Below are 26205 nucleotides of genomic sequence, written 5' to 3'. Positions count from 1 at the left end.
GCGCATCCGGTTCAGACGCCGAATCAGGCTACCGCGGCGTGGGCAAGCGCAAAGAGGCCCAGGGGCCCCAGTGGCATGTGGCCATGCAACCGGGCAAAAGCCGCAAGCTGGACCTCACGCGCCGTTGGGCGCAGTTGCTCGAGCAGGCCGAGCAGCTCAAGGCCAGCGTGCGGGCGAAGGTCGAGCATCCCTTCCATGTCGTGAAGAACCTGTTTCGCCACAGGAAGGCCCGCTACAAGGGCCTGGCCAAGAACGAGGCGCAGCTATTCAGCCTGTTCGGCCTGGCCAACCTCGTCATCGCCAACCGAGAGTTGTTGGCGATCCAGACCGGCTTCAGCCAACCGTTCGGTGTAGCGAATGCTGACGTATTGCGAGCCCCTGTCGGAGTGACAAACCAGACCGCCGTCCCGCTCGGGCTGCCGGGCGTACAACGCCTGCTCTAGCGCATCGAGCACGAAGTCTGTGCGCATCGAACTGCTCACGCGCCAACCCACGATGCGGCGGGCGAACACGTCGATGACGAAGGCCACGTACAGCCAGCCCTGCCAGGTCGACACGTACGTGAAGTCGCTGACCCACAGCTGGTTGGGCCGCTCGGCGCGGAACTGCCGATTGACTCTGTCCAGCGGGCACGGTGCCTTGGCATCGCTGATGGTCGTGCGCACGACCTTGCCGCGCATGACGCCGCGCAGCCCCATCCCGCGCATCAAGCGCGCGACGGTGCAGCGAGCCACGGCCACGCCTTCGCGTTCCAGTTGCCGCCAGACTTTCTTGGCCCCGTAGACCTGCATATTGGCCTGCCAGACCCGGTCGATCTGCGGCATCAGCGCCTCGTCACGACGCGCCCTCGCGCAGCGCCTGTGAGGCTTTCGACGCAGCGCGGCGTATCGCCGGTAGGCCGACGGGGCAACCTGCAATACCTTGCAGATTGGCTCGACCCCGAAGGCATCGCGATGCTGGTCGATGAAGTCCCTTACGACTTCAGTCGGCGGTCGAGCTCCGCCTGGGCGAAAAACGCGCTGGCCAGCTTCAAAATCTCGTTGGCACGGCGCAGCTCCCGGTTCTCGCGCTCCAGGTCCTTCACACGCTGGGCCTCGCTGGTCGTCACGCCCTCACGCACGCCGGCATCGACCTCGGCGCGCTTGACCCATTCGTTCAGCGTCTGCGGCACGCAGCCAATCTTGGGTGCGATGGACTCGATGGCCGCCCACAGCGACGGGTACTCCCCTCGGTGCTCCTGCACCATCCTCACCGCGCGCTCACGCACCTCGGGTGAGAACTTGTTCGACTTGCTCATGGCTCAATCCTCTCAGAGTGTTGAGCCTCCTCAAAACCCGGATTGATTCACTGTGTGTACGACAAGGCCGCAAAGGCCGAGTTCGTCGAGCTGTGCTTGCAGCCTGGCGTCTCAGTGGCGCGTCTGGCACGCGAGTTCGGCATCAATGCCAACCAGGTCGCACGATGGATACGTGATCACGGTCCGTTGCGCAAGCGTGCGTCTGTCGTGGCCTCGACGCCAGCGGCCTCGCCCTTCGTGGCGGTGCCGGTGCTCACAGCGCAAGTACCGTCGGTCGTGGACGAGCTCGACGACGGTCGCGATGTGGGCTTGCAAGCCACGCTGCCCAACGGAGTCACGGTCGAGCTTCGCCGCGTGCGGCTGTGCCAGCTTGCAGATGTTCTGCAGACCTTGGGGAGGCTGACGTGTTCCGTCTCGACGAGCGTCTGAAGGTCTACCTGCACCGTGCACCGGTGGACTTCCGCGTCAATATCAACGGCTTGGCCACCCTGGTTCAGCAAGCCCTCGGCCTGGATCCGTTCGCCGCCTGCGTGTACGTGTTCAGCAACCGTCGACGCAACCGCGTGAAGATCCTCGGCTGGGACCGCAACGGCTTCTGGCTGCTGCTCAAGCGGCTGGAGGAAGACCGCTTCATCTGGCCTTCTGAGACGGCTGCGCCGACACTGACCGTCGAGCAGCTGCACTGGTTGCTCGAGGGCATCGACATCGGCGTCGTGCAGCGGCACCCTCAGCGCGTGTACCAGCACGTCGGCTGAGAACGCCAGCGCGGACGCGCGCCATTGCGGCAGATCCGAATGGCGCGGCGCACAGGGGGCGCAGACACTGCCCCTCGATGGTCAGCACGCCCACGCCCGACGAAGTCATCGCATTGCAGCAGGCGCTGGCCGAAGCGCTCAAGCGCAATGAGTCGTTGGCCGGCGAACTGCGCGTGACACGCGCCGAGCGCGACCTCCTCAAGGAGAAGCTCAGCAAGTTCACGCGGCAGCTCTTCGCCGCCAGCAGCGAGGCCGCGGTCCTGCAAAAGGACATGTTCTTCAACGAGGCCGAGGATCTCGGCGCTCGGGCCGAGCCCGCCACTGAAGAGAGCAGCGACGACGACGACAGCGACAAGATCGACGTGCCCGGCCACAAGCGGGCCAAGCGCGGCCGCAAGCCCCTGGACCCGGCGCTGCCGCGCGAGGTGATCCGTCACGAGCTGCCCGAAGGCGAGCGCGTGTGCCCGCACGACGGTGCGCGCTTGAGCGAGATCGGCGTGGAAGCCAGCGAACAGCTGGACATCATCCCGCAGCAGGTGCGCGTCATCCGGCACGAGCGCGTCAAATACGCCTGCCCGTGCTGTGACGGCGGCATGCGGCTGGCGCCGCGCCCCGCACAGATCATCCCCAGAGGCCTCTTCACCGAGGGCGCCCTGGCCTGGATCGCCACCTCCAAGTACCTGGACGGTCTGCCGCTGTACCGCCAAGCGGTGCTGCTGGGCCGCTTCGGCGGTACCGACATCGCCCGCAACACCGTGGCCGGCAGCATCGTGCGCGCGGGCCATCAGGTACAGCCGGTGGTCAACCTGCTGCGCGACCAACTGTTGGACTCACCCCTGGTGTTCGGCGACGAGACCGAGCTGCAGGTGCTCAAGGAGCCCGGGCGCAGCGCCCAGGCCAAGAGCTTCATCTGGGCGCAGATGACCGACGGTAGCGGCCGGGACGGCACGGGGCCGCCGATCCGGCTGTTCGCCTACTCACCGAGTCGCTCGACCAAGACGGCGATGGAGCTGTATGCCGGCATCCGTCCCGGGGCCGTGCTGATGACCAACGGCTACGAGGTCTACGACGCCGTGGCCGAGACGCACCAGCTCGTGCACTTGGCCTGCTGGACCCATTGCCGCAGATATTTCATCGAGGCGCTGCAGCCCTTGCCCAAGGACCAGCGTGGGCCCAACCAGCTCGCGGCGCGCTTCATCGCGCACATCGGTCAGCTGTACCACGTCGAGGCGCAGGCCCGGCGCGACGGCGTCGACACAGATGAACTCAAACGCCGGCGCCAGCAGGACAGCGTCCCCGTGTTGGCGGCCATCGAGGCGCTGCTCTTGGCGAATCTGCACGCGGTGCTGCCAAAGAGCCTGCTGGGGCAGGCGCTGCACTACCTCTCCTCGCAGTGGAGCAAGCTCAAGCGCTACGTCGAGGACGGCCGTTACAGCATTGACAACAACGTGCAGGAGAACGCCATCAGGCCGTTCTGTGTCGGGCGCCGCAACTGGCTCTTCGCCGACACGGTGCACGGCGCCAACGCCAGCGCCAACCTGTACTCGCTGCTGCAGACCTGCAGTGTCAATGGCATCGACGGCTACCGCTACTTGCGCGCGCTGTTCACTGCGCTGCCCAATGCCAAGACAGCCGACGACTACGCCGCGCTTCTGCCCTGGAACATCGATCTCAGCAACGGCTGAACATCACCTGCTCGTTTGCCTCGGGAGAGGCAAGGACGCGGTTAATTGACCGCATACGATCTAGCGATCAGCGCAGCGCCGAGGGTCGACAAGGACGGGCTCAGTTTTGTCGCGCACTGGTTTCTGGCCTTGCCTTCCAGTCGCGTGCAAAGCACGGCGTGGTTGAGGGCTTCATGCGCCGAATCGTTTCTCGCGCCATGAGATAAGACCGAAGCTCTTGCTCCCTCAACGTAGGCCCTGCGCCACGGTTCGTAGATAGGCGCTGCTCACCCGATGTCGCTAGAGTCCGCATGATCCTTGCTCCTGTTGTTCATTCAGATTCGCATCGACGCAGGTGCGTCGATGCGAACAATCCGCCATGTGCGAATGGGGTTAGTCGAGAACTAACTTGAAGCCCATTGGCGCCCAGTTGGCGTCACCGGCGATACGTGCCTTGACTGCACGCCAGTGCAAAGCAGGCTCGTCGATCAGTTGACCGCGATCGACGGCGTGTCCTACCAAGCGCTGCGCTTCAGCGGGCCTTAGCGCGACGTTGCCGATCAGCCAACCACGCAGAGTTTCAAGCTCATCGGCCCGGAGCGGGGCAGGCTGAAGCAAGGCTCGGCGGCGTTCCTTGCGGGTTCGCCCGGCCTTGTCTTCAGCGCTGCCCCGCCCGCCCGCCACCGTCACGAACTTTTCAGGACGCGGGGTTGAGGGCCGACTCATATCAGAACTCGGCCTCTGCCGGCAGGTGCGACTTGGCTTCCTTCGCTTGTTCAGCCACCGTGGCATCGGTGGTGAGGATCAGCCCGGCCACCGAAGCCGCGTTTTGCAGCGCGGTACGAGTGACCTTGGTCGGGTCGATCACACCCATCGCCAGGAGGTCGCCATATTCACCGGTAGCGGCGTTGTAGCCATGGCTGCCCTTGCCGTGCAGGACACGGTCGACGACGACGGAGGGCTCATCGCCCGCGTTCGCGCTGATCGCCCGCAACGGAGCTTCCAGGGCGCGCCTCACGATGCCGATACCAGCATCTTGATCGGCGTTGGCGCCGCGCAGGGAATCCAGCGACGCGCGTGCACGCAGCAGGGCCACGCCACCGCCCGGGACGATGCCTTCCTCGACGGCTGCGCGCGTGGCGTGCAGCGCGTCGTCGACACGATCCTTCTTCTCCTTCATCTCGACTTCGGTGGCAGCACCGACGCGGATCACTGCGACGCCGCCGGACAGCTTGGCCAGCCGCTCCTGCAGCTTCTCGCGGTCGTAGTCCGACGTGGCGTTCTCGATCTCGGCCGTGATGGTCTTGCGGCGTGCTTCGATCTGTTCGGCCTTGCCGGCGCCGTCGATGATCGTCGTGGCGTCCTTGTGAATGTCGACGCGGCGGGCGCGACCCAGATCGGCCAGCGTGGCCTTGTCGAGCTGCTTGCCGACCTCTTCGGCGATCACCGTCGCACCGGTGAGAGCGGCGATGTCCTGGAGCATGGCCTTGCGGCGATCACCGAAGCCTGGTGCCTTGACCGCAGCGACTTTCAGCACACCGCGCATGCTGTTGACCACCAGCGTGGCCAGAGCCTCGCCTTCGATGTCTTCCGCCACGATCAGCAGCGGCCGGCCAGCCTTTGCGACCTCCTCGAGCACCGGCAGAAGTTCGCGGATGTTCGAGATCTTCTTGTCGCAAAGCAGGATGGCGGGATCATCGAGCACCGCCGTCTGCTTTTCGGGGTTGTTGATGAAGTAGGGCGACAGATAGCCGCGGTCGAATTGCATGCCCTCCACGACGTCGAGTTCGCTATCGAGCGACTTGCCATCTTCGACCGTGATGACGCCGTGCTGCCCGACCTTCTCCATGGCCTGGGCGATCAGGTCACCAATGGCCTGATCGGAGTTGGCCGAAAGCGAGCCGACCTGGGCGATTTCCTTGCTCGTCGAGCAGGGCTTGGACAGCGTCTTGAGCTCCGCGACGACGGTTTCGCATGCCTTGTCGATGCCGCGCTTGAGGTCCATGGGGTTCATGCCAGTGGCCACGAGCTTCATGCCTTCGATCACGATGGCTTGGGCCAGCACGGTGGCCGTCGTGGTGCCATCGCCGGCGACGTCGCCGGTTTTGGATGCAACCTGCTTCAGCATCTGCGCGCCCATGTTCTCGAGCTTGTCGCGCAGCTCGATTTCCTTGGCAACAGACACACCGTCCTTGGTGATGACGGGTGCACCGAAGCTGCGTTCCAGCACCACGTTGCGCCCCTTGGGGCCCAGGGTGACCTTGACGGCCTCTGCGAGGATGTTGACGCCCTTCACGATGCGGGCACGGGCTTCGTCACGGAAAAGAACTTCCTTGGCAGCCATGGCTTACTCCTTGAATCTCCTTGAAGTTTGGGATGGGGTTGAACCTGGACGACGTGTCAGGCGACCTTCAGCGAAGGTGTAGCGGTGCGGGTCTCGATCACGCCGAGGACGTCTTCCTCGCGCAGCACCAGCAGTTCTTGGTCGTCGAGCTTGACCGTCTGGCCAGCGTACTTGCCGAACAGCACGCGCTCGCCAGGCTGCAGTTGCAGTGGGCGCACAGACCCGTCCTGAAGCAGGCGACCGGTACCGACGGCAATGACCTCGCCTTGCTCTGGCTTCTCGGCCGCGGTGTCGGGAATCACGATGCCGGAAGCGGTCTGACGCAGCGGGTCGATGCGTTTGACAATGATCCGGTCGTAGAGGGGACGGATTTGCATCTTGGGTCTCCTTTCAGATGGCAGACGATTGACAAAGGTGATGCCGGAAGGGAAGGCACTGGCGCTATAGGCCGACATTCCCACCCCGACCGATCGGCGATTTAGAGCCTGCCGCAGGCTTTTCAAGAGCACCCGCAAGGTGCTCTCAATCTCAAACACGGTCAGATCAGCACGATGCGATCGATACGGCCGAGCTGGTAGCTGCTGCGCGAGATTCGCGTGCCGACGGAAGCAACCGGTGCGACGGGGCACGGCGGCAAGCGCCCGCCTCCTGCCAGCAGGCTGTCATCTTGACCTGCACCCCGCCACAGGCCATCAGCAACAGGTCTGAAGAGCCAACGCACATAGCCCAGCTTGGCGGCCATAGCCTTCATGGCATCGCGGTCTGGCGCTTCGGCGGTCAGGTGCGCCTCATCTTCAGGCTTCAGCGGGTTGTCGCCGAATGCTTGTCGACAGGCGACGGTCTCTCGGACCGAAGCGCCGACCACGTTGCAACCGCGGTGTTCTTCCCGAACGAGGTCCCAGGCGCCTAGCTGCCAAGCCGCGTCAAGCATTTGCTGGTCAAGTTGCTCCAGTTGGGTCCACGTCTGGTTGAGCTGCAACGCAGAACTGGGTAGCGACTCGCGACTGTGCGAATTCGAAAAATCCTGTCCCGGCGGAAGCATTCGCTCATTGACTGCGAAGCCGTGCCAGTGAAGCAAAAGCAGCATTGGCGAAGATCTGCGGGGAAGCGTGCTGAGCACGACGGCGGCCAACGGCCTGCGCAAGATCTCTACCTGCTGCCGAATGATGTCGAAGATCATGGTCGGCAAAGCGGAGCTCGTACAGACGAGAAAATTTTTACCGATTCCCAGGCCGGAAATCAAGAGGTACGGGGTGCGATCCACGCTCACGCTAGCGCGTCGCCGCGGGTGTTTCCAGCTGGGCGCTATCTGCGGCCGCGCCTGACTTGATCGCCAAGAAGCGTCAGCCAGCGACGGCCGTCCTCCCGGATCGGCGTCAACAGACCCTTTTCCTGCAGGCTGCGCTGAATGGCTTCGCTGACCACACGCCCCCCGACCGTTTGCGGAATGAAATACAGCGCCTCGCGCTCCTCTGGCGTGAGATCAAACTCTTTGGCTTTCATGCCCCGATCAGAGAGGTCAGAGGAAAAGCTGCCTCGCACTCAAGAGAGCGCTGCTACTGATGCCGTTAGAACTCGTATACGAAGTCGGCTCCCCACGGTTGTCCGTTGAGCGGATCATCCGTGGGGAGCCGAGGATGGCCGAGGGTTAGGCCACTCGCACTTCGATACGGCGGTGCGGCACCAACTCGCGCCGCGGCAGCTCGATGCGCAGCACACCCGCGTCGTAGGTGGCTTTTGCACGCTCGACGTCGACCGGTGCCGGCAACTGGATGTCGCGCCGGAAGGTGCCGTACGCGCACTGCACAAGCGCGTAGCGGCTGCTCTGCCGCTCCCGGTCGTATCGCTTGCGCCCCAGCACGCTGAGCATTTCAGGCGAGCTCATCTCGATCTGAAAGTCCTCTCGGGCCATGCCAGGCGCCTCGATGCGCACGATCAGCTTGTCGGCCGAACCGTAGACGTCAACGGCCATGAAGGCCCAGCGCGCGGGGGGCAGCAAGCGGTCAGCGTTGCCGGCCTGAGACGGCTTGTCGCCGCTGGCATTGGCCGGCTGTGCCTCGTCCGCATCGTTCCAGAAGCGAGTCAGCGCGCCGCTAGCTCGCGATCCCAGTTCTCGCCAGCCTTCCGTCAGCGACTCCCAGGCTTGGCCGGCGCCATGCTTCAACTGCTCTGCAAGGTTGGTCATGGTTTCGGCCCTCCGGTCAAGCTGCGCTGACGGCGATTCGCCGGGGCTGCGCATGTGCCTGCTTGGGGATGCGCAGCATCAGCACGCCGTCCTTGAGGTTGGCATCGATCTTGGACGTGTCCAGTTCCCGGCTGAGGGTGAAGCTGCGACGGAAACGAGGGACACGCAGTTCCGCGTAGATGGCCTCCATGCCGTTCGGCGTCAGGGGTTGCACACTCCCCTCGATGAGGAGGGAATCGCCTTCGACATGCAGTTCCAGTTGGTCGCGGGGAACGCCAGGCATGTCGGCCAGAAGCGTGATGCCTGTTTCGTCCTCGAACACGTCCACTGCTGGCGTGACGGCGCGATCGATAGAGCCGGCGCTAGGACCAGCGTTAGCTTCAGCAGCGACCTCGGATTTGTCGCGTTGAGTGATCTCCTTGCTCATGATGTTGACTCCTTGGATGCAACGATTACTGGATAGCGATGCGCTTGGGTTGCTCGGCCTCCCGGCGGGCGATGCTGACGAGCAGTACGCCGTCGCGGTAGCTGGCCTTGACTTGGTCGGGATCGATGTCGTCAGGCAGCGAAACCGTGCGGTCAAAGCGGCCCGTGGCACGCTCGCGCGCATAGAAGCGTTGGCGCTCGTTGGAGGAGGCCGCCTGCACGCGCTCTCCGGCAAGACGCAGCACGCCGCGGTCCAGAGTGACCTCGATCTTGCTGGCGTCCAGACCAGGCGCGAAGGCATAGACCTCCACGCTTTGCGGGGTGCGGCCGACGTTGATCTGCGGCTGGGTGCCCGACGCGACCGAGCGGATGCTGCTGGGCAGACCAGACGACAGGAACTCGTCGAGCTCGCGCTGCAAGCGGTCGAATTGTCCGAACAGGCTGTTCGGATGGGTCAGCAATGTGTACATGGCTTGATCTCCGTTCAGTGGGTGTTCACCGGCCGGGGCATCCGGCCGGTCGACAGCGAATTAAGAGCAGGCGAAAGGTTTTCAAGGGGGATCACGACAGCGGACCCACGCGCAGCGGCGATCTGTCCAAGGCAATTGCCGACTTGGATGCGATCGTCAATGCGCTGCTGACCTCCGTGCCGCAGTCGAAGCCGTGGCAGCGGCAGTTGCGTATCCATCTGACCCAGCTCGACCGCGAGGTTCAGATCCTGCGCATGACGGTCTCGATGGCACGTGCCGTGGACGAAGTCACGCAGGCTGCGGCGGCGGCCTGCCGCACCTTGCGCGCGGCCAACATCTATGTCGGCGCCGGCCGGGCCGACATGGGAACCAAGGCAGCCGTGCGGTTGGCGTTCGAGCTCGGCGAAAAGATCGACCGATTGGTCGGCTCGCAGGAGTGATCCCGCCGCAGCCCTTCCGGCCTTTCTTCGAGCCGAAGGCTGTGCACTCGGGGACGTCTGTGTTGACGGCCTGATCCTAAACCATCGTTTTCACCTGCGGGGCCGCAGACTCGCCGTGGAGGTGCAGGCGCTAGGAACTGCGGTTCCCGCCAGAAACGAGTATCCGACCCTGCGCTTCAAGCCCGGCATATGGGGGCTGGTCAGCACGGCGGCGGCTGAATGTTGTGCTCGGAGGATGCCAGGGCGGCTGCGCATATGTAGACTACTTCGGGGGCTAATAAATCAGAAATCATCGGGGGCGGCTTGCCGCACGGGCGTTCGCTCCGTTCTGCAGGTGAGCCGATCAACTATGCCGCTAAGCGATCCGCAAGCGTTTGTTGACGGTGCGGCCAAGAGGCGCCGACAGGTGACAGCCTGGATCGTCGGAGTGAACTCTGCCGTCGCGCTTTTGCTCGTTGCGCTGGTCTGGCACGTGCTGGAGCGCTCCCACAGGGACTTCCAGGAACAGGCGAAAAGCGTTGCCGACGGTCTGGCTGCCGTCGCACAGCTCAACATCCAGAGCGAAGTGGATCGCGTCGATGGCGTGATACGCGCTACCGCTTCCGAGCTGGAGCGGCTTCTGTCCGGTCCGGGTGGCGCCACGGATGCGACTCTCAACGACGTCTTGCGGGACCGCTATGGGCTTCTCAGCGACGCGGAGGCGTTTCGGCTGACGGATGCGGCCGGCCTCGTCCGCTGGGGTACCAGCCTCCCAGAAGGCGCCCCGAAGAACGTCTCCGATCGCGAATACTTCGGTGAGGCCAGCCAGCTTGCTGTACCCAAGACCTTCATCGGCGGACCGCTGACCTCTCGCGTCTCAGGCAACTGGGTCGTCGCATTCATGCATCCGGTGCGCGTCAGAGGCCAATTCGCGGGTGTGCTCTACGTCACCGTCAATGCTGATCACTTCCGCCGGATGTTTGAGCAGTACGACCTCGATCCGTTGGACGCGGTCACGCTGCGGCGCGATGACCGCCGCCTGGTGGCGCGCTTTTCGCCGGGCAGTTCGGCCCAGGGGCAGCCCGGCGATACCACCGTGTCGCCGGAGCTGCTCAAGGCGTTCTCTGCCCATCCGCGGACGGGCACTTTCGTGTCGCAGGTGCTGGTTGACGGCGAGGTGCGCACCACGGCGTATCGAGCCTTGAAGTCTTGGCCGTTCGTCGTCTTCGCCGGCATCAACAACAAGCGTTTCTTCGCGCCGTGGCGGCAGCAGGTGTGGATCGTCGCAAGCCTGTCCGCGTTGACGTGGTTCCTGGTGGCCTTGGCGAGCCTGCTGCTGCTGCGCGCAAATCGCCGGGAAGAGGCGGCAATGCAGGCGTTGGCGAACCAGGGTCTGCGAGTCCAGGCACTGTTGAGGACTGCTGGCGACGGCATCCACATCGTCGACGGGTCGGGCCGCCTCGTCGAGATGAGCGATTCCTTTGCGGAGATGCTCAAGTCCACCCGGGAGAGGCTCACCGGGCGGCACGTCGCCAGCTGGGACGTCAACCAGGACAAAGTGGCCATCGATGCCTGGCTTGCCAAGATCAAGCCGGGCGACAGCCAGCGTGTCGACGTTCAGCATCGCCGTGACGACGGGCAGGTCATCGATGTCGAGATGCAGTTGAGGGTGGCGGACATTGGCGGCCAGATCCTTGTCTTCTCGTCGGCACGGGACGTTACTGCGCAGCGCAAGCTGATGCGAGAGCAGGCGGCGATGCTCGACACGGACCTGGTCGGGATGGCGAAGGTCGAGAACCGAACGATTACCTGGCGCAACCGCGCGGCCGAGCGCATCCTGGGCTACGGGCCCGGCGAGCTGGAGGGACAGCCCGTGCGAGTGGTCTATTGGGAGGAAGCGGACTACCAGCGGGTGGGCGGTGAAGGTTACGAGGCGATGAGGCGGGAGGGGCACTACCGCGCCCACATTCGCATGCGCACCAAATGCGGCGACGCTCTATGGATCGACTTTGGCGCGGTGCCGCTGTCCGAGTCGGAGATCTTCGTGATGCTCGTAGACATCACGAAGATCAAGGACGCTCACGAAACCCTCGTCCACGCCGCAAGCCACGACTCATTGACGCAGCTGCCCAACCGGATGCTGCTGCATGACCGTATCGCCCAGGCGCTTGCCGTCGCCAGGCGACAGCAGAAGTTGGTCGCGATTTGCTACCTCGACTTGGACGGGTTCAAGGCCGTCAACGATGAACACGGCCACGACGCCGGCGACCAACTGCTGAGAGCGGTGGCGAGCCGCCTGCAAGCCGCCATCCGCCCTTCAGACACGGCCGCCAGGCTGGGGGGCGATGAATTCGTGCTCGTCCTGGAGGGCGTGTCGGGCGATGAATGGCGAGCAGTGGCTGAGCGAGTGGCTCAGTCCATACGGGAGCCCATCCTCCTCGATTCGGGAATCACGGTGTCCGTCGGTGTGACGATCGGCGTGGCGATAGCAGACCCTGCAGACGGCGCCAGCAGCCAGAGCCTGATCGATCGTGCAGACCACGCCATGCTGCGTGTGAAGAGAAGCGGGAAAGGTACTGTGGCGGTGTGAACAGGTGGTGCAATGCCCGTCGGTCGCCGTCGCGACCGAGTGCGTGTCGCGACGGCTTGACCTGCACTGAGCCGATACGCCTGGACCTACTTGGTTTTGCTGGCTCGAAGGCTGTCCAGATAGTCCGCCCATGCCTGCATCATCTCCCGTCGTTTCGGAAGGTGCTCGGCATGGTTGTAGGCTGCCTTCACCGCGTTGCGCTCGGCATGCGAAAGCTGCCGCTCGATGACGTCGGTGGGCCAGCCCTGCTCATGAAGCATCGTTGAAGCCATTCCACGGAAGCCGTGGGCGGTGAGCATCGTGCGGTCATAGCCCAGGGTGCGCAGTGCAGCGTTGACCGTGTTCTCGCTCATGGGTTGGCCGTTGGTGCGTTTTCCCGGAAACACCCATTTGTTGCCACCGGTCAGCGGCTGGAGTTCCTGAAGGATCGCCACCGCTTGGCGGGGGAGGGGGACGATGTGCATCACGCCGCTCTTCATCTTTGCCGCCGGGATGCGCCATTCGGCAGCGTCCAGGTTGAACTCAGACCACTCGCCGCGCCGCAGCTCACCCCGGGCGCACGAACACCAGCGGCGTCAGCTTCAATGCGCAGCGCACGACCAGACCGCCCTTGTAGCCGTGGATGTCGCGAAGCAGCTGGCCGACGTCCCGGGGATCCGTGATCGTCGGGTAGTGCACAGGACGCCATGCCGGCAGTGCTCCGCGAAGATCACGGCTGGGGTCACTGGTTGCCCGGCCCGTGGCAACGGCGTAGCGGAATACCTGTCCACAGTTCTGCTGGATGCGGTGCGTCGTCTCAAGTGCGCCGCGCTCCTGAACCCGTTTCAGCAGCTCCAGAATGTCGGCCGGCTTGATCGCGTTGATGGCCTGCTTGCCGATCCACGGGAAGACATCCCGTTCAAGGCGCCGGATGATCTTCTCGGAATGCGAATCTGCCCAGGTCGACTTGTTCTTCAGAAACCACTCGCGGGCAACCGCCTCGAAGCTTCCGGGGGGTGCGATGCCGGCCTCGGCCAGTTCAGCGAGCAAGCGTTGGGTGGCTTCTTCGACGCGCTTCTCCTGCCGGTCGGCACTTGGATCGATACCCTCGCGGACCTTTCTGCGGGCCTCCGCTGCATCCTTGCGCGCGAGGGCTAGACCGGTCGTGGGGTAGGTGCCCAGACTCAGCGTCTTGCGCTTACCCTTAAACGTGTAATCGAAGCGCCAGCCATGAGACCCGCCTTTGACGAACAGCAGGAGGTAGAGCCCTGCGCCATCGCCAAGGCGCTGCCTGGAATCACCCGGCTTGATCGCCTGGATGGTGGCGTTGGAGGGGATGAGATGCTGGGGCATTGCAGTAACTTTTCGGAGGGGTGCCGAAATTGTCTGGTTACTGCGTTAGTTACTGCAATGTGATCTCGGATCGTGCGGGATGGCTTGAGACCGTAAGGAAAAGAAAAAAGCCCTAGAGCGTTGATTCTCAAGGGCTTTTTGGATTTCCTGGGACGGTGTGCGCTTGGATCCATAACTTTGCTCGAACAGCGGAGGCATAACTATTCCCCCTGAGAAGCGCAACGGGCCGCCCAGGGCCGTGTAGCGCCGTAGACCAATATGCCTGCTGAGAGGAAAGGGCCTCAGGCTATAGGAAGCCCACCGTTGGCAAAGTTATGCCGGTGCTGCTACGTCGGCAGCAAAGTATTCTGTCCAACGACGGGCTTGCGAATCAGCAGAGCGTCGTACGAAGCTGGGTGACGCGATGTGAGCGCTGGTCGCGAGCGACCGCCCAGCCAGTGGGGATCGGCGGGTTGGCCATCCTGCATCTTTCAGCTTCACCTGAGCATGAGGGTCGGTGCCACTTGATCAACCGCTTCGGCAACGTCTGCAAGCGCAGCGTCGGTTGCTGTACGCTGGATTCGCACGAACGCCAGGTAGAAAGGCGCCCTGGGCCACCTTCCGCCACACCTAGGCGCATGGCTGGACTGGGTTGTCTCGGGGCTGCGAGGTGCGAGACAGAACCAAGCCTAGCGAGGCTCTCGGCGCGTACTTGACGGGCCATCAGAAATGTCAGGCTGCCCCAGGGTTGTCGCACGCCATGCGGTCGATGTTCGCCTGCCACTCCTTGTCGAGAACGTCGTAGATGGCCGTTGAGAATGGTCGCTGTGGCCCGAGGTTTTTCGTCGCAGCCACATATTTTCCGACAGAGCCCCATTGAGTCTTGAAATCCAACGTCTGAACCTCGTATGTCGTGACTGCTTGCTGCAGTGCGGCGGTGCAAGCGGTTGGGGCCAGATCTTTCAACGCGGCCTCAATCGCAACATTCTTTTCTATCAAGCTGTTGATCAGCCCCCCCATGCGGACCAGCTCCGGATCATTGGGACTCTCGATAGCGCGATAGACGTAGCTCTGCAAAATGCCGAGCTTGCTACTGGACTCCTTGGGGAGGTCGGGATTTGCAACTTTGTAGGTTGAAAGCTGCTCGTGGATTTGCTGGGTCACCGCCAGCATGCTTCGCAGCGCGCCTACCTTCTGAAGGCGGGCTCGGTAGCGGTCGTTCCTCTTACTCACGTAGTCATGAACCCAGGCATAGCCACCGCCGCACGCGGCAGAAGCAGGAATCAAGAGGCCAGCGAGCACTACCCAGCGACGCTTCGAGAACTCAGCCTCTTCTTTTGGTCGCGTCTCAGCATCTTCGGGGTCAGCGCTAGATTTCGCCATTTAGAACTCCGTGAGCATCGCTGATCTACAAGGGGCGGGGTACACAACTCGGACTGCGAGTAGGGGTCAGCGATGATCTGACGCGGGCGTGCCTTGGCAGCTTTCCCAGCCATCAGGAAGCGCCGATGGCATGGCGCCGGGGACGATCAGTTCCGATGTGGACCGTTCTGCCGGGCACTGGGCGATACCCTCGCGTTCCGCCCGGCAGGCCACGACGCGGACGAAGACAGGGATCTGGCAACGCGCGAGCCATGGCGATGGCGTTGACGCAGCGCCGGGGCTGGCCCGGCCCGTCGCTGCTTTTTCAGGCGGCGAAACATCCAGTACCCACATTTCGCCTGGAGCCAGAGTGAAGGCCGGGTTAGCACGCCAAGTGCGTGCGTCGTCTTTGCCTGCCGATTTCTCAGCCGAAGGGTTGAGCAGCACGCTTTGCAGCATCACCGTTTGCCTGTCGTGGTTAAGGATGGAGGTCAGAGCGTCGAGCTGCGCCGCCTCGCCAGCGGCGGATTCTTGGCGAAGTACTTGGCGATGCCCGACGCCAGAGCGTCGACGAGCTTGCCTTGGTGGTCAGGATCGCGCAGCTTCTTCTCCTCCTCCGGGTTGGAGATGAAGGCCATCTCGACCAAGATGCTGGGGATGTCGGGCGCCTTCAGCACGGCAAAGCCGGCCTGCTCGACGCGAGGCTTGTGCAAGCGGGCGATCTTGCCGATCTGGCCCAGTACCTCATTGCCGAGCTTGAGGCTGTCCTTGATCTGGGCCGTCGTGCTCATGTCCAGCAGCGCTCGCAGCACATTTTTGTCCTTGCTAGCCGTACCGGTATTGATGCCGCCGACCATGTCGGCCGCGTTCTCGCGGTCGGCCATCCAGCGTGCAGCAGCGCTGGTCGCTGCTCCGTCGCTCAGTGCGAAGACCGAGGCACCGCGCGCCTGCGGCGTGAAGAAGGCGTCGGCGTGGATGGAGACGAACAAGTCGGCCTGCACGCGCCGGGCCTTGCGCACGCGTTCCTCGCGCGGCACGAAGAAGTCGGCGTCGCGCGTCATCAGCACGCGGATGTTGGGGTTGGCCTGCAGCCGCTCACGCAGGTTGTGGGCGACGGACAGCACCACGTCCTTCTCGCGCAGGCCGGAGGGCCCGACGGCGCCGGGGTCCTCGCCGCCATGGCCGGGGTCCAGCGCGATGATGATGAGTCGGTCGATCTTGGGCTCGGCAGCGGGCGCGGGAGCCAGTGCCGGCTTGGACGCCGCCGCGACCGGCGGCGGCACCGGTGCCGAGGCGGGGCGCGCGGGCGTTGTCGACGGAGCAGGCGGGCGCTCGATCTTCTGGATCAGCTCGCCCAGGGCGTCGTTGACGGCACTGGCCGCGGCCTCGGCGCGCTGGGCCGGGGAGGGCGGCGGCGCGGCGGGCGCCTTCTCGCGCTCGCTGGCCAGGGCCACCAGCGGGTCGGCGGCGAACTTGGGATACAGGTCGAAGACGAGGCGGTGCTTGTAGGCCGCCACGGGCGCCAGCGTGAAGATCTGCGGCGCCACGGGCTGCCTGAGGTCCAGCACGATGCGCACGACGGTGGGCGTGTTCTGGCCCACGCGCACGCCGGAGATGTAGGGGTCGTCGGGCTTGACCTTGCCGATGAGTTCCTTCAGGTCGGGACTCAACTCCAGGCCTTCGACGTCGATGACGAGGCGGTGCGGCGAGTCGACGAGGAAATGTCTGGCGGCCAGCGGCTTGTCGGACTCGAGAGTGACGCGGGTGTACTCCTGCGCCGGCCAGACGCGCACGGCCACGATGCTGGCCTGGCTGCCTGCCGCCAGCGTGTCGGGCGCCTTGAGCAGCAGGGCGAGAAAGCCGCCCAGGGAGGCGCGGCGCTTCATGCGAGGGCCTCCACCAGTTGGGGCGCACCGACTGCGCGCACGCGGCGATGGTCGTCGGGCATCAGTTCGATGAAGAGCAACGGGTGTCGGTTGACCACAAAGGGTGGGAAGCCCTATGGGGCCATCTCGGCGCCTTTCGAGGGGCGAGGCATGTTAGCAGCGGATTGGGTCGAAGAACGGTTGCGCCGTTGATTCAACACTCGTTCCCTGACCCTTGGGGCGGCCCTCGTGTGCGGTGCCGAGCCATCAACCAGGTGGGCAGCGTGCATTGCCGTGCATGCCCGTACAGTACCGTTATGGCCTCTATCCTTCCGAGCGTTCTTCTGTCCGTTTCGTTGCTGGCTGCCGGCCCCGCATTCGCCGCTGACTCAAAGCGCATTGCCATCACCGTCGATGATCTGCCGGCGGCGTCGGTCACATCGATAGCACCCGCAGAAGCGCTCAGGTTGAACCAGCAGTTGCTTGCGGCATTGCGACGTCAAGGAGTCAAAGCTGTCGGTTTCGTCAATGAGGACCGCCTGCTTGTTCCCGGCCAGATTGACAGTGGTGTGGCCGTCCTCGAAGCGTGGCTGGATGCCGGTATGGAACTTGGCAACCACAACTTCGGGCATCTCGGGCTTTGGAACTCACCCAAAGAGGATGTCGAGGCGGCAGTTCTCAAGGGTGAGGTTTTCACTCGCTGGGTCACGAGTCGGCGACAGGCGCCACTGCGCTACTACCGCCACCCATACAGCCAGACCGGCAAGACCGAAACGGAGCGGGAGTCATTCGAGGCTTTCCTTGCGGAGCGCGGCTATGCCGTCGCACCGATCACCGTGGACCACGACGACTACCTGTTCGCCTGCGTCTACGACCGCCTGGATGCTCAGCGTCAGGCCGAGCAACGCAAGACGGTCGGGGACGAGTACGACGACCATCTGCGCGTCTCGATCAAGGTGTTCGAGACCATGTCTCAGGAACTATTCGGCCGTCAGATTCCGCAGATCCTCGTGCTCCACGCCAACCGGCTCAACGCTGACACACTCGACCGGACACTGACTACGCTGACCCAGGTTGGCTATGCCTTTGTTCCTCTGGACGACGCGCTGCGCGACGAGGCCTATCGTTCGCCTGCCAAGGCCAGTGGAAGGTTTGGGCCGTCTTGGCTGGCCCGCTGGGCGCGCGCCAAGGGAGTAAAGCTCAGCGTCTATGGTCAACCCGATCCGCGAGGGGTGACGGTGAAGTGGCATGCGCAACTTTGCAGGGAGTGAAGCCAGCGATGGCCGCGGCGCATGGCGGGCACAAGCGGCGCGTACGTGAGCGCACCTGTGAACCCGTCGAGGTCAAGGTGGCATGGCAGCAGTGCCATCTGGACCAGCTCCCGTTACTGCCAATTCTTTCAACAGCAGGCGGGGCGCCCTTGAACACCATGTTCAGTCCGGTCCGAATCTCCGCGGAGACTTGCGCTCGGAGGCATCCCGGAGGCGGAAGTCTCGTGGCGACGTGCCTGTCGTGCGTTTGAATACCTTGGAAAAGCCGAAGGCGTCCTGGTAGCCGACGGCCGTCGCCACGGCTTCGAGTGGTTGGCGCGCATCGGCCAACAGCTGCATTGCCTGCTGCATGCGCAGCGCGCGCAGGTGATTGAGTGGGGTGTCGCCCGTTGCTGCCCGAAAGCGCTGCGCGAGCGCGGTGCGTGAGATGCCCGCGCGCCGGGCCAGTTCGTCGAGGGTCCAGGGATGGGAGAGTTCTCTCTGCATCAGGACCATTACCCTGCCGATCTGAGGATCGCTTGCACCCTGACACCAACCGGGCTGATCCATGGCCCGACGAGCGACGACCTCCCGCATTGCATAGCCAAACGCCGCGTCCAGATGACCATGGGTGACCATGGTGCGCCCGGCTTGCCATTGCTCAATTCCTCGGCCAGCAGTCCGCCGACCATCGCTAGTGCGCCCAGGCGGGGCATATCGTCCGAACGCAGCACGCACCAGTCTGGCATTTCCTGGAACAGGGGGTGCACCGGCGTATGCCAGAACTGGTATCCGTCGTGGCCTACGACGGCCCGCGACGCGGCAAGGGCCGTGACAAGCACAAGCTCTTCTCGCACGGCGTGATCGCGGGCGGCCGGCGCCTGCGGGCGCTGCTGCTGTTGGTCAAGCGCGGGCGCATCACGCTGGACTACGAAGTGCTTTGCGCCGTCGTGCCGGCCGAGCGCGCCATTGCGGTCAGCATGGCGGAGAACCAGGGTCAAAGGCCGATGTGCGTGGCCGATACCGTCCAGGCGTTCGCCGACATGGTGTCGGCCGGCGCGGGCGTCGAGGACATTGCGATTCCCTTCGGCCTGACGCCGTTGACCGTCAAGCGGCGCCTGACGCTCGCCACGGTGTCGCCCAGGCTGTTCGCGCTGTACCGCGCGGGAGACATGAACATGGACCAGCTCATGGCGCTGTCGCTGGCCGAGACGCACGAGAAGCAGGAGGCCGCGTGGGAATGCCTGCCGGTCTACAACCGTCACGCGACCACGCTGCGGCAGGTCATCCTCGGCGAGGGTGTACGCGACTCGCTGGTGCGTTTCGTGGGCCTGGAGGCCTACGAGCAGGCAGGCGGGCACGTGATCCGCGACCTGTTCAGCAGCGACGAGGCGGAGGCTCAGCACATCGGCGATCCGACGTTGATGCACCGTCTCGCCCAGGAGAAGCTGGCCGCGCAGGCCGAAGAGCTTCGGGCTGGCGAGGGTTTGGCGTGGGTTGAGGCATCCTTCGACCATGAGTTCGAGCTGCGGCAACGCTACTGCCCGGCACCGACGCAGCGGCGCGAACCTTCGGCCGAGCAGGCGCACGCCCTGGGCGAGTTGCAGCGCGCGCGGGACGAGGCCAACAGCCAGCTCGAAGCGATCTACGACGAGGACGAAGAAGCAGACAACACCGCCGACCGCATCGAGGCGCTTGAAGGGCTCGTCCAGGCCAAGCAGATGCAGATCGACGCCATTGAGGCGCAGCTCGCTTACTGTGCCCCAGACGTGGCAGAGCTGGCCGGGGCCGTGCTGAGCCTTGCGCAGGACGGCACGGTCAACGTGCGCCGTAACGTCATGCGGCAGGCCGACTACAAGACGTGGCTGGCTGCCGCCACAGCGGCGAAGGTCCACGGGCACGGCGGTGAAGGTGGCGAGGAGGCCGGCCAGGACGCGGTCCCCACGAAGGGGCTTTCGTCGGCGCTATGCCAGGAGCTGACGGCCTTCAAGACCGAGGCCTTGCAGGTCGCGCTGGTGCGCAAGCCGCAGGTCGCCTTGGCGGCGCTGGCGGATGCCATGGCGACCGTGCTTCTGTACGGAGCCGTGCACGCCCGCTATCAGGCGCCTACGGCGCTCGGCGTGTCCGTGCAGAGCTGCAATTGGCAACTGCTGCAGATCGCACCGGCCATGGTCGAGAGCCCTGCGCACAAGGTGATGGCCGAAGCCGTCGAGGGCTGGCGCGAGCGCCTGGCCTCGTCGATGACGTTGAGCGTGCGGAACCGGCGCCCGTCGTAGAGCACGTCGTGCATGAAGTCCAGCGCCCAGCCCTGGTTGACCAGCGTGCCGGCCTGCAGTGGCACTGGCTCGCGCTCCGGCACGCGTTTCTTCGTGCGCTTGGGGATGTTCAATCCGAGCTGGCAATACACGCGCCAGACGCGCTTGTGGTTCCAACGCCGCCCGTCCAGGCGAAGCCGGTCATAGCACTTCCAGAACCCCCAGCGCGGGCTGAGTTCGACGATGGTATTCAACGCGTCGATCACCTCAGCGTCGCGTCGCACGGCGGGCTCGCCAACCTTGTAGAACGCCGCGCGGGACAAGCCGGCTACGGCACATGCCTTGCTCACCGCCAAGCCTCGCTCCCGAATCAAATCCTGCGCCGCCAACCGCCTGGCTGACGGCGTCAGTACTTTTTTGCGATCAGTTCCTTCATGGCCGCGTTCTCCAGTGCCAGGTCGGCATACATCCGCTTGAGCCGCGCGTTCTCGACCTCGAGCTCGCGCATGCGGGTCAGGTCCGACACGCTGGCGCCGGCGTACTTGCTCTTCCAGCCGTACCAGGTCGCCGTGCTGATGCCGTGTTTGCGGCATACCTCCGCGACCGGCAACCCGGCCTCGCCTTCCTTCAGGATCGCCACGATCTGGCTCTCGCTGAACTTGCTCTTCCTCATTTGGGCCTCTTCCTTCTCGGCGGGCCGCATTCTCCAGTTATGGCCTGTCTACTTCTGGGGGGAGCTTACGTTACGAGCTGGTCCCTATGCGAGAACCCACTTCTCACCGGTATTCACGCCGTAGTTGGGGGGATAAAGCAGTTGCCATGAGGGAATCACGTAGGCGTTTATGCCATCTCCCCCGATGTACATGCCGATCAGCCGGCTGCCCGACTGCGTAACCACTGCAGGCGAACCGCTGTCGCCAGGCCCGAGCGAGTCCTGCGCTCGGCCGCGGAGCACCATGGTGTGCGTAACCTCGCGTACGACGCCATTGCCCAGCGTGTACTCCATCGTGAAGCCGGGCACGACGCTCTCGTAATCGACCCAGACGAACCGTCGGCCTCCATCGGCAGCGCGCCGGCCCGTTGCGATCCAGAAGCCCCTCATGTCGGCCACGTCTCCCGGGCCGAGCAACGACGGAGGATCACGATGGAAGCTCAGACCGTGTAGGGCGAGCATGGCCTCGCCCGGGGCGTCCAGCCTCGCAAGCTGTGCGTCAAAGTCGCCTGACTGGCCGGACAGGCTGCCGCGGATGCAGGTCGGCTGGCCGGCCCGCCTCAGCTGGGCGCCGACAGTACTCACGGTGACGTCGCCAAAGGTGGAGGCCTCATTGATGAGGCTCATGCTCAAGACGTGTCGGCAGCTCAGCAAGTAGGAACCACCGGGGTCGACGGAGCGTCGCACCGCGCAGGTGGCCACGCCAGCAGCCACTTGGAATGCATAAAGCTGCCAGGGCGGCAGCTTTATGGGTCGAGGCGCACGGTGTGAGACCGTCTGGAATGATCGATTGGTGGAGAGGAGGAGGATCGAACTCCCGACCTCCGCATTGCGAACGCGGCGCTCTCCCAGCTGAGCTACCCCCCCACGGCGCTCAAAGTATAGCCGGCCGCCGTCGGTGGTTGGCCCGGCCTGAGTACGCTGGTATAGCGGCCTGCTATGGCCTGCATTGAAGCTATCGATTGGCTGGGTGCATCGGCAGGGGAGTAGTGTCGTGACTCCCCACCCCAACGGAGACTGCGATGAGCTTGAAAGGATCCAAGACCGAGCAGAACCTGAAGGACGCCTTTGCGGGCGAGTCCCAGGCCAATCGCCGCTACCTGTATTTCGCGAACAAGGCGGACATTGAAGGGCAGAACGACGTGGCGGCGCTGTTCCGCTCCACGGCCGAGGGCGAAACAGGCCATGCCCATGGCCACCTCGAGTTCCTGGAGGCCGTCGGCGATCCGGCCACCGGCCTGCCCATCGGTGCGACGCGCGACAACCTGAAGGCCGCAGTGGCCGGCGAGACCCACGAGTACACCGACATGTACCCGGGCATGGCCAAGACGGCCCGCGACGAAGGCTTCGACGAGATTGCTGACTGGTTCGAGACGCTCGCCAAGGCCGAGCGCTCCCACGCCAACCGCTATCAGAAGGCGCTGGACGCCCTGGTGGATTGATGGGGCCATCGGGCCGAGTGCCGGGCAGCCCCAGGCTGGCCCGCTCGGTGAAGTGCGAGCAGGTCATGTTGCGCGGGCATCGCCATCGCCTCGGCGGATTGGCCAACGTACTCGTTGGACGTGGGGCAGACCTATGAGAGAAGGCAATCTCGAAGCCCCGACGCGGCATGCGCTCGACTGGAAGAGCGCAGAGTTCAACGACGAGGCAGCCTGCCTCCGAGAGATGGAGCGCATCTTCGACATCTGCCATGGTTGTCGACGCTGCGTCAGCCTGTGCCAGAGCTTTCCGACGCTGTTCGATCTCGTCGACGAGGGCAAGAGTGGCGAGCTGGACGGCGTGGACCCGCAGGATTTCTGGAAGGTCGTCGACCAGTGCTATCTCTGCGACCTCTGCTACATGACCAAGTGTCCCTATGTGCCGCCGCATGCGTGGAACCTGGACTTCCCGCACACCATGCTGCGCGCCAAGGCGATCAAGTTCAGCAAGGGCGGCGTGGGTGCCGGCGAGAAGTTCCTGGCCTCCACCGACGTGCATGGCCAGTTCGCCGGCATTCCCGTCGTCGTGCAAGCTGTCAACGCGGTGAACCGAACCCGGGTTGCGCGCAAGCTGCTGGACAGGCAATTGGGCGTCCATCCCGAAGCCTGGCTGCCTGAGCTGGCATCCAAGCGCTTTCGCTGGAGTGCGCCCGCGACGCCGATCCAGGTGGTCACCAACGGCGAGCGTACGCCGGGCAAGGTCGCGATCTTCTCGACCTGCTACGTCAACTACAACGAACCCGGCATCGGCTTCGATCTGCTCAAGCTGCTGGACCACAACGCCATCCCCTACGTCATCGTGGAGAAGGAGGCCTGCTGCGGCATGCCCAAGCTTGAGCTGGGCGACCTGGCGACGGTGGAGAAGCACAAGACCGCCAACATCGCCGTGCTGGCGCGCTATGCCATGGAGGGTTTCGCCATCCTCTCGGCCATCCCGAGCTGCACGTTGATGTTCAAGCAGGAACTGCCGCTGATGTTCCCGGACGAGGAGGCCGTGAAGCAGGTTCAGGATGCGATGTGGGACCCGTTCGAGTACTTCGTCGCCCGGCACAAGGACGGCCTGCTGAAGACGGACTTCAAGCAGGCGCTGGGCAAGGTCAGCTATCACATCCCCTGCCATGGCCGCGTCCAGAAGATAGGTCGCAAGACGGAGGAGATGTTCAAGCTCATCGGCCAGAGCGTGGAGCTCAAGCTCAATACCGTCGAGCGCTGCTCGGGCCATGCCGGCACCTACGGCGTGAAGACGCCCACCCACTCGGTAGCGATGAAGATCGGCAAACCCGTCTTCAAGGCCATGGCCAAGGACGAGCCCGACGTCATCGCCAGCGACTGCGCGCTGGCCGGCCACCACATTGCACAGGGCATGGCGCAGGCCGGCACGCCGGCCAAGGCCCTGGCTCATCCGTTGACCCTGATGCGCACCGCCTACGGACTCAAATGAATGCCTCCACGCTCGCCTCGCCCACTGCCCCCCGACGTGGTGCGGCTGCGGACGCCCGGGCGCCACAACCATGATCACCATCGACAGCCTCATGACGCTGGAGGCCTATGCAAAGTTCCGCAAGGCCGAGAAGCCGGCCATCGTCGCCCACCGCCGCCTGCGCAGCGTGAGGCTGGGGGAGCACCTGAACCTGCAATTCGAGGACGAGCGCAGCATCCGCTACCAGATCCAGGAAATGCTGCGCATCGAGAAGATCTTCGAGGAGGAGGGCATCCAGGCAGAGATCGACGCCTATGCGTCCCTGGTGCCCGACGGCGGCAATTGGAAGGCGACGCTGCTCATCGAGTATCCCGACCCCAACGAGCGGCGGCGCGAGCTCGCAAGGCTCATCGGCGTGGAGGACCGGCTGTTCGTCGAGGTGGAGGGCCAGCCGCGTGTCTACGCCGTCGCGGACGAGGACCTCGACCGCGAGAACGGCGAGAAGACCTCGGCCGTGCACTTCGTGCGCTTCGAGCTGACGCCTGCCATGCGCGAGGCGGTCAAGGCGGGCGCCGGTGTCAAGCTCGGCTGCGACCACACCCACTATCCGGCGCATGCGCAGATCACGCCGGAGACGCTGGCCAGCCTGGCGTCGGATCTGGCCTAGCCTAGGTTGCCACGTAACGTCCGGGCCGGTGGTTGATGGCCAGCGCCGCGTTGATGGCGGCCATGCCCAGCAGTGACAGGCCGATGCGGTCCAGCGGCACCAGGGGCAGGGCGGCGAGCAGGATGGCCGTGTCCATGCCGGCCTGCAGGTAGCCGGCGCGCCAGCCGCGCGTCTCCTGCAGCCACAGCACCAGCACGTTGAGCCCGCCAAGGGAGGCCCGGTGGCGGAACAGGATGATCAGGCCCGCGCCCACCAGCAGGCCGCCGACGATGGCGCCGAACCAGGGATTGAGCTGGCTGATGCTCAACCAGCCCGGCAGGGCCTCGGCCAGCCCTGCCAGCAGGGCGACGGCCAGCAGGCTCTTGAGCGTGAAGGCCGGCCCCATGCGGCGCCACGCCAGGGCGTAGAACGGCAGGTTGATGGCGAAGAACAGCAGGCCGAACGGCCAGCCCAGGGCGTAGTGCAGCACGAAGGCCAGGCCGACCGTGCCGCCGCTGAGCATGCCGACCTGCTTGAACAGCGCCACCCCGAGCGCGGCGAACAGCGTGCCTGTGAGCAGGGCCTGGGCGTCCTCGAAGTGGCTGTGCCGCAGCGTCCGGCTCAGCGGCGTCGCGGCGGGTTTCATCCGACGGAGCCTGACAGGAAGAACTTGATGACGCCCTTGGCCGCGAAACCCACCAGGCCGAAGCCCAGGCCCAGCAGCAGCACGAAGGTGCCGAACCGGCCCGCCTTGGACTCGCGCGCCAGCTGCAGGATGATGAACACCATGTACAGCATGAAGGCCGTGACCCCGAAGGTCAGGCCGAACTGCGCGATCTCGGCTTCGGTGTAGCCCCACATGGTCAGTGCCGCCTGGTCGCCCGAAGGCGCTGACGTGCCCCGCCAGGAGGCAGCGAACGAAGTGAGCTTGGGAACCGGCGGCTCATGTCAATCGGGCCTGCGGGTCACGAGGTCACGGTAGGCGTGCCAACTCGCATGACCCAGCCAGGGCGCGATGAGGACCAGGCCGACCAGGGCCGTCGCCATGCCGATCAGCGTCAATGCCAGGATCAGTGCGGCCCACAACGCGATGGGCGCAGGATGCTCCAGCACCACCCGCCAGCTCGTGAACACCGCGCCGAGCACGCCCAGCTTGCCCGGCGGCAGGTCCACCAGCGCCGGGATGGCCACGACAGTGGAGGCGAATACTGGCGAGGCCAGCACGGCGCCCAGCATCAGCCACGTCTCGAAGAGATGGGAGTCGTCATTGAGCACGACCTTGACCAGGAAGTCGCGCGGGTTCTGGATGGGGTCGGCGGCGAAGCTGGTGACAAAGGCCGCGGAGCACAGCACCCAGCCCGTGCCGGCGAAGGCCAGCAACACGCCGAAGACGATGAGCCTGCCATCGCGCGGCCGCCAGGCCTCGCGTACCGTGCGCCAGCCGGGCCGGCCGCCTCGGTCCAGCTCGCGGCTGATCGCGTACAAGCCGGTGGCCAGGATGGGGGCGACGATCAGGAAGCCGCTGAATGCCCCGGCGAGCAGCCAGAAACGGTCATGCGCCAGCGCGAACAGCAGCGCGCCAAACAGGGCCATCGCCAGACCGTGGCCCAGCGAGGCCAGCGGCGCCTGCCACAGGTCCTGCCAGCCGCGCGCAAGCCAGCCCAGCGGGCGCAGCACGGGGATGGGACGGACGCCGAAGGCCCGGGATTCCCTCAGGGCCTGTTCGCTGTAGCGGTTGGGCATGACGGCGTGTAGT

At 64.8% G+C, this 26205-nt stretch carries 27 protein-coding genes, 1 tRNA gene, 3 pseudogenes and 1 other annotated feature; of the genes and pseudogenes, 11 read left to right on the top strand and 20 right to left on the bottom strand.

Annotation, left to right across the window (positions count from 1 at the left end; genetic code table 11):
- Positions 1-20: 20 nt before the first annotated feature.
- Positions 21-320, top strand: a pseudogene (locus QM732_RS11935) (transposase); the annotation flags it as partial.
- Here QM732_RS11935 and QM732_RS11930 read toward each other — a convergent pair.
- Positions 297-1297, bottom strand: a pseudogene (locus tag QM732_RS11930) (IS3 family transposase); the annotation flags it as partial. The pseudogenes QM732_RS11935 and QM732_RS11930 overlap by 24 nt on opposite strands.
- Positions 903-1019, bottom strand: a sequence feature (AL1L pseudoknot). Its footprint overlaps the pseudogene before it by 117 nt.
- A 54-nt stretch (positions 1298-1351) precedes the next feature.
- On the opposite strand from QM732_RS11930, the gene tnpA reads away from it, so the two are divergent.
- From tnpA to tnpC, 3 genes are all read left to right on the top strand, one after another.
- Positions 1352-1726, top strand: coding sequence for an IS66-like element accessory protein TnpA (tnpA, locus tag QM732_RS11925; RefSeq protein ID WP_415656350.1), 375 nt, complete (start codon positions 1352-1354; stop codon positions 1724-1726).
- The gene (gene tnpB / locus QM732_RS11920) at positions 1702-2052 is read left to right on the top strand and encodes an IS66 family insertion sequence element accessory protein TnpB (RefSeq protein WP_415656349.1); all 351 of its coding nucleotides are present in this window, start codon (positions 1702-1704) and stop codon (positions 2050-2052) included. The genes tnpA and tnpB overlap by 25 nt, the downstream gene beginning before the upstream one ends.
- Before the next feature lie 77 nt (positions 2053-2129).
- Positions 2130-3737: an IS66 family transposase gene (gene tnpC / locus QM732_RS11915; RefSeq protein ID WP_415656348.1), complete on the top strand. Its 1608-nt coding sequence runs from the start codon at positions 2130-2132 to the stop codon at positions 3735-3737.
- Between the two features lie 372 nt (positions 3738-4109).
- Here tnpC and QM732_RS11910 read toward each other — a convergent pair whose 3' ends face one another.
- From QM732_RS11910 to QM732_RS11875, 8 genes are all read right to left on the bottom strand, one after another.
- Entirely contained in the window at positions 4110-4442 is a 333-nt protein-coding gene (locus QM732_RS11910; protein WP_415656347.1) for a hypothetical protein, read from the bottom strand.
- Position 4443: 1 nt separating this feature from the next.
- On the bottom strand, positions 4444-6060 hold the full coding sequence (gene groL / locus QM732_RS11905) for a chaperonin GroEL (protein ID WP_415656346.1): 1617 nt from the start codon (positions 6058-6060) through the stop codon (positions 4444-4446).
- Positions 6061-6116: 56 nt separating this feature from the next.
- Positions 6117-6437 (bottom strand): co-chaperone GroES, encoded by a 321-nt coding sequence (locus tag QM732_RS11900; protein ID WP_415659375.1) that lies wholly within the window; start codon positions 6435-6437, stop codon positions 6117-6119.
- A 161-nt stretch (positions 6438-6598) separates the two neighbouring features.
- Entirely contained in the window at positions 6599-7240 is a 642-nt protein-coding gene (locus tag QM732_RS11895) for a diguanylate cyclase (protein WP_415656345.1), read from the bottom strand.
- A 125-nt stretch (positions 7241-7365) separates the two neighbouring features.
- The gene (locus tag QM732_RS11890) at positions 7366-7563 is read right to left on the bottom strand and encodes a hypothetical protein (protein ID WP_415656344.1); all 198 of its coding nucleotides are present in this window, start codon (positions 7561-7563) and stop codon (positions 7366-7368) included.
- 145 nt (positions 7564-7708) lie between these two features.
- Positions 7709-8245 carry an Hsp20/alpha crystallin family protein gene (locus tag QM732_RS11885; protein ID WP_415656343.1) on the bottom strand — a complete coding sequence of 179 codons (537 nt, stop codon included), beginning with the start codon at positions 8243-8245 and terminating at the stop codon, positions 7709-7711.
- Positions 8246-8261: 16 nt separating this feature from the next.
- Entirely contained in the window at positions 8262-8672 is a 411-nt protein-coding gene (locus QM732_RS11880) for an Hsp20/alpha crystallin family protein (protein ID WP_415656342.1), read from the bottom strand.
- A 25-nt stretch (positions 8673-8697) separates the two neighbouring features.
- Positions 8698-9141 carry an Hsp20/alpha crystallin family protein gene (locus QM732_RS11875; RefSeq protein WP_415656341.1) on the bottom strand — a complete coding sequence of 148 codons (444 nt, stop codon included), beginning with the start codon at positions 9139-9141 and terminating at the stop codon, positions 8698-8700.
- A gap of 143 nt (positions 9142-9284) precedes the next feature.
- Between QM732_RS11875 and QM732_RS11870 the strand changes: the two genes are divergently transcribed.
- Together QM732_RS11870 and QM732_RS11865 are read left to right on the top strand one after the other, a co-directional pair.
- Entirely contained in the window at positions 9285-9581 is a 297-nt protein-coding gene (locus tag QM732_RS11870; protein ID WP_415656340.1) for a hypothetical protein, read from the top strand.
- Between the two features lie 427 nt (positions 9582-10008).
- On the top strand, positions 10009-12150 hold the full coding sequence (locus QM732_RS11865; RefSeq protein ID WP_415656339.1) for a diguanylate cyclase domain-containing protein: 2142 nt from the start codon (positions 10009-10011) through the stop codon (positions 12148-12150).
- Between the two features lie 86 nt (positions 12151-12236).
- Here the strand turns inward: QM732_RS11865 and QM732_RS11860 are convergent, their stop codons facing one another.
- The 4 genes from QM732_RS11860 to QM732_RS11845 form a co-directional block, all read right to left on the bottom strand.
- Complete coding sequence (locus tag QM732_RS11860; protein WP_415659374.1) at positions 12237-12644, bottom strand: tyrosine-type recombinase/integrase; 408 nt, start codon at positions 12642-12644, stop codon at positions 12237-12239.
- Between the two features lie 52 nt (positions 12645-12696).
- On the bottom strand, positions 12697-13482 hold the full coding sequence (locus QM732_RS11855) for a tyrosine-type recombinase/integrase (protein ID WP_415656338.1): 786 nt from the start codon (positions 13480-13482) through the stop codon (positions 12697-12699).
- A 711-nt stretch (positions 13483-14193) separates the two neighbouring features.
- Positions 14194-14844 (bottom strand): hypothetical protein, encoded by a 651-nt coding sequence (locus tag QM732_RS11850; protein WP_415656337.1) that lies wholly within the window; start codon positions 14842-14844, stop codon positions 14194-14196.
- A 470-nt stretch (positions 14845-15314) separates the two neighbouring features.
- Positions 15315-16709 carry an N-acetylmuramoyl-L-alanine amidase gene (locus QM732_RS11845; RefSeq protein WP_415656336.1) on the bottom strand — a complete coding sequence of 465 codons (1395 nt, stop codon included), beginning with the start codon at positions 16707-16709 and terminating at the stop codon, positions 15315-15317.
- A 296-nt stretch (positions 16710-17005) separates the two neighbouring features.
- Here QM732_RS11845 and QM732_RS11840 point away from each other — a divergent pair, with 296 nt between their 5' ends.
- The gene (locus QM732_RS11840) at positions 17006-17959 is read left to right on the top strand and encodes a polysaccharide deacetylase family protein (protein WP_415656335.1); all 954 of its coding nucleotides are present in this window, start codon (positions 17006-17008) and stop codon (positions 17957-17959) included.
- 162 nt (positions 17960-18121) lie between these two features.
- Here the strand turns inward: QM732_RS11840 and QM732_RS11835 are convergent, their stop codons facing one another.
- Positions 18122-18577 (bottom strand): helix-turn-helix domain-containing protein, encoded by a 456-nt coding sequence (locus tag QM732_RS11835; protein ID WP_415656334.1) that lies wholly within the window; start codon positions 18575-18577, stop codon positions 18122-18124.
- A 137-nt stretch (positions 18578-18714) separates the two neighbouring features.
- Here QM732_RS11835 and QM732_RS11830 point away from each other — a divergent pair, with 137 nt between their 5' ends.
- Positions 18715-20214, top strand: a complete 1500-nt coding sequence (locus QM732_RS11830) for a ParB/RepB/Spo0J family partition protein (protein WP_415656333.1) — start codon at positions 18715-18717, stop codon at positions 20212-20214.
- Here QM732_RS11830 and QM732_RS11825 read toward each other — a convergent pair.
- The 3 genes and pseudogenes from QM732_RS11825 to QM732_RS11815 form a co-directional block, all read right to left on the bottom strand.
- A pseudogene (locus QM732_RS11825) lies at positions 20163-20866 on the bottom strand (transposase); the annotation flags it as partial. The gene QM732_RS11830 and the pseudogene QM732_RS11825 sit on opposite strands and share 52 nt — an antisense overlap.
- Before the next feature lie 84 nt (positions 20867-20950).
- The gene (locus QM732_RS11820; protein WP_415656332.1) at positions 20951-21532 is read right to left on the bottom strand and encodes a hypothetical protein; all 582 of its coding nucleotides are present in this window, start codon (positions 21530-21532) and stop codon (positions 20951-20953) included.
- A 164-nt stretch (positions 21533-21696) separates the two neighbouring features.
- A tRNA-Ala gene (locus tag QM732_RS11815) sits at positions 21697-21772 on the bottom strand.
- Positions 21773-21927: 155 nt separating this feature from the next.
- Between QM732_RS11815 and QM732_RS11810 the strand changes: the two genes are divergently transcribed.
- The 3 genes from QM732_RS11810 to QM732_RS11800 all read left to right on the top strand — a co-directional run bounded on the left by QM732_RS11810 (position 21928) and on the right by QM732_RS11800 (position 24470).
- Positions 21928-22347, top strand: a complete 420-nt coding sequence (locus QM732_RS11810) for a rubrerythrin family protein (RefSeq protein ID WP_331176299.1) — start codon at positions 21928-21930, stop codon at positions 22345-22347.
- Positions 22348-22480: 133 nt separating this feature from the next.
- A complete protein-coding gene (locus tag QM732_RS11805) occupies positions 22481-23824 on the top strand; it encodes a (Fe-S)-binding protein (RefSeq protein WP_415656331.1) in 1344 nt (447 codons plus the stop codon).
- Between the two features lie 70 nt (positions 23825-23894).
- Entirely contained in the window at positions 23895-24470 is a 576-nt protein-coding gene (locus tag QM732_RS11800) for a DUF3501 family protein (protein WP_415656330.1), read from the top strand.
- Position 24471: 1 nt separating this feature from the next.
- Here the strand turns inward: QM732_RS11800 and QM732_RS11795 are convergent, their stop codons facing one another.
- The 3 genes from QM732_RS11795 to QM732_RS11785 all read right to left on the bottom strand — a co-directional run bounded on the left by QM732_RS11795 (position 24472) and on the right by QM732_RS11785 (position 26192).
- Complete coding sequence (locus tag QM732_RS11795) at positions 24472-25095, bottom strand: YitT family protein (protein WP_415656329.1); 624 nt, start codon at positions 25093-25095, stop codon at positions 24472-24474.
- Complete coding sequence (locus QM732_RS11790; RefSeq protein WP_415656328.1) at positions 25092-25310, bottom strand: DUF2788 domain-containing protein; 219 nt, start codon at positions 25308-25310, stop codon at positions 25092-25094. The genes QM732_RS11795 and QM732_RS11790 overlap by 4 nt, the downstream gene beginning before the upstream one ends.
- Positions 25311-25397: 87 nt before the next feature.
- Complete coding sequence (locus tag QM732_RS11785) at positions 25398-26192, bottom strand: DUF2189 domain-containing protein (RefSeq protein ID WP_415656327.1); 795 nt, start codon at positions 26190-26192, stop codon at positions 25398-25400.
- Positions 26193-26205 lie beyond the last annotated feature (13 nt).

The sequence above is a fragment of the Roseateles sp. genome, assembly GCF_047654805.1.
GTDB lineage: Bacteria > Pseudomonadota > Gammaproteobacteria > Burkholderiales > Burkholderiaceae_C > Pelomonas.
Note: the sequence above shows the minus strand (reverse complement) of the source record. Positions and strands in the feature narration are given on the sequence as shown.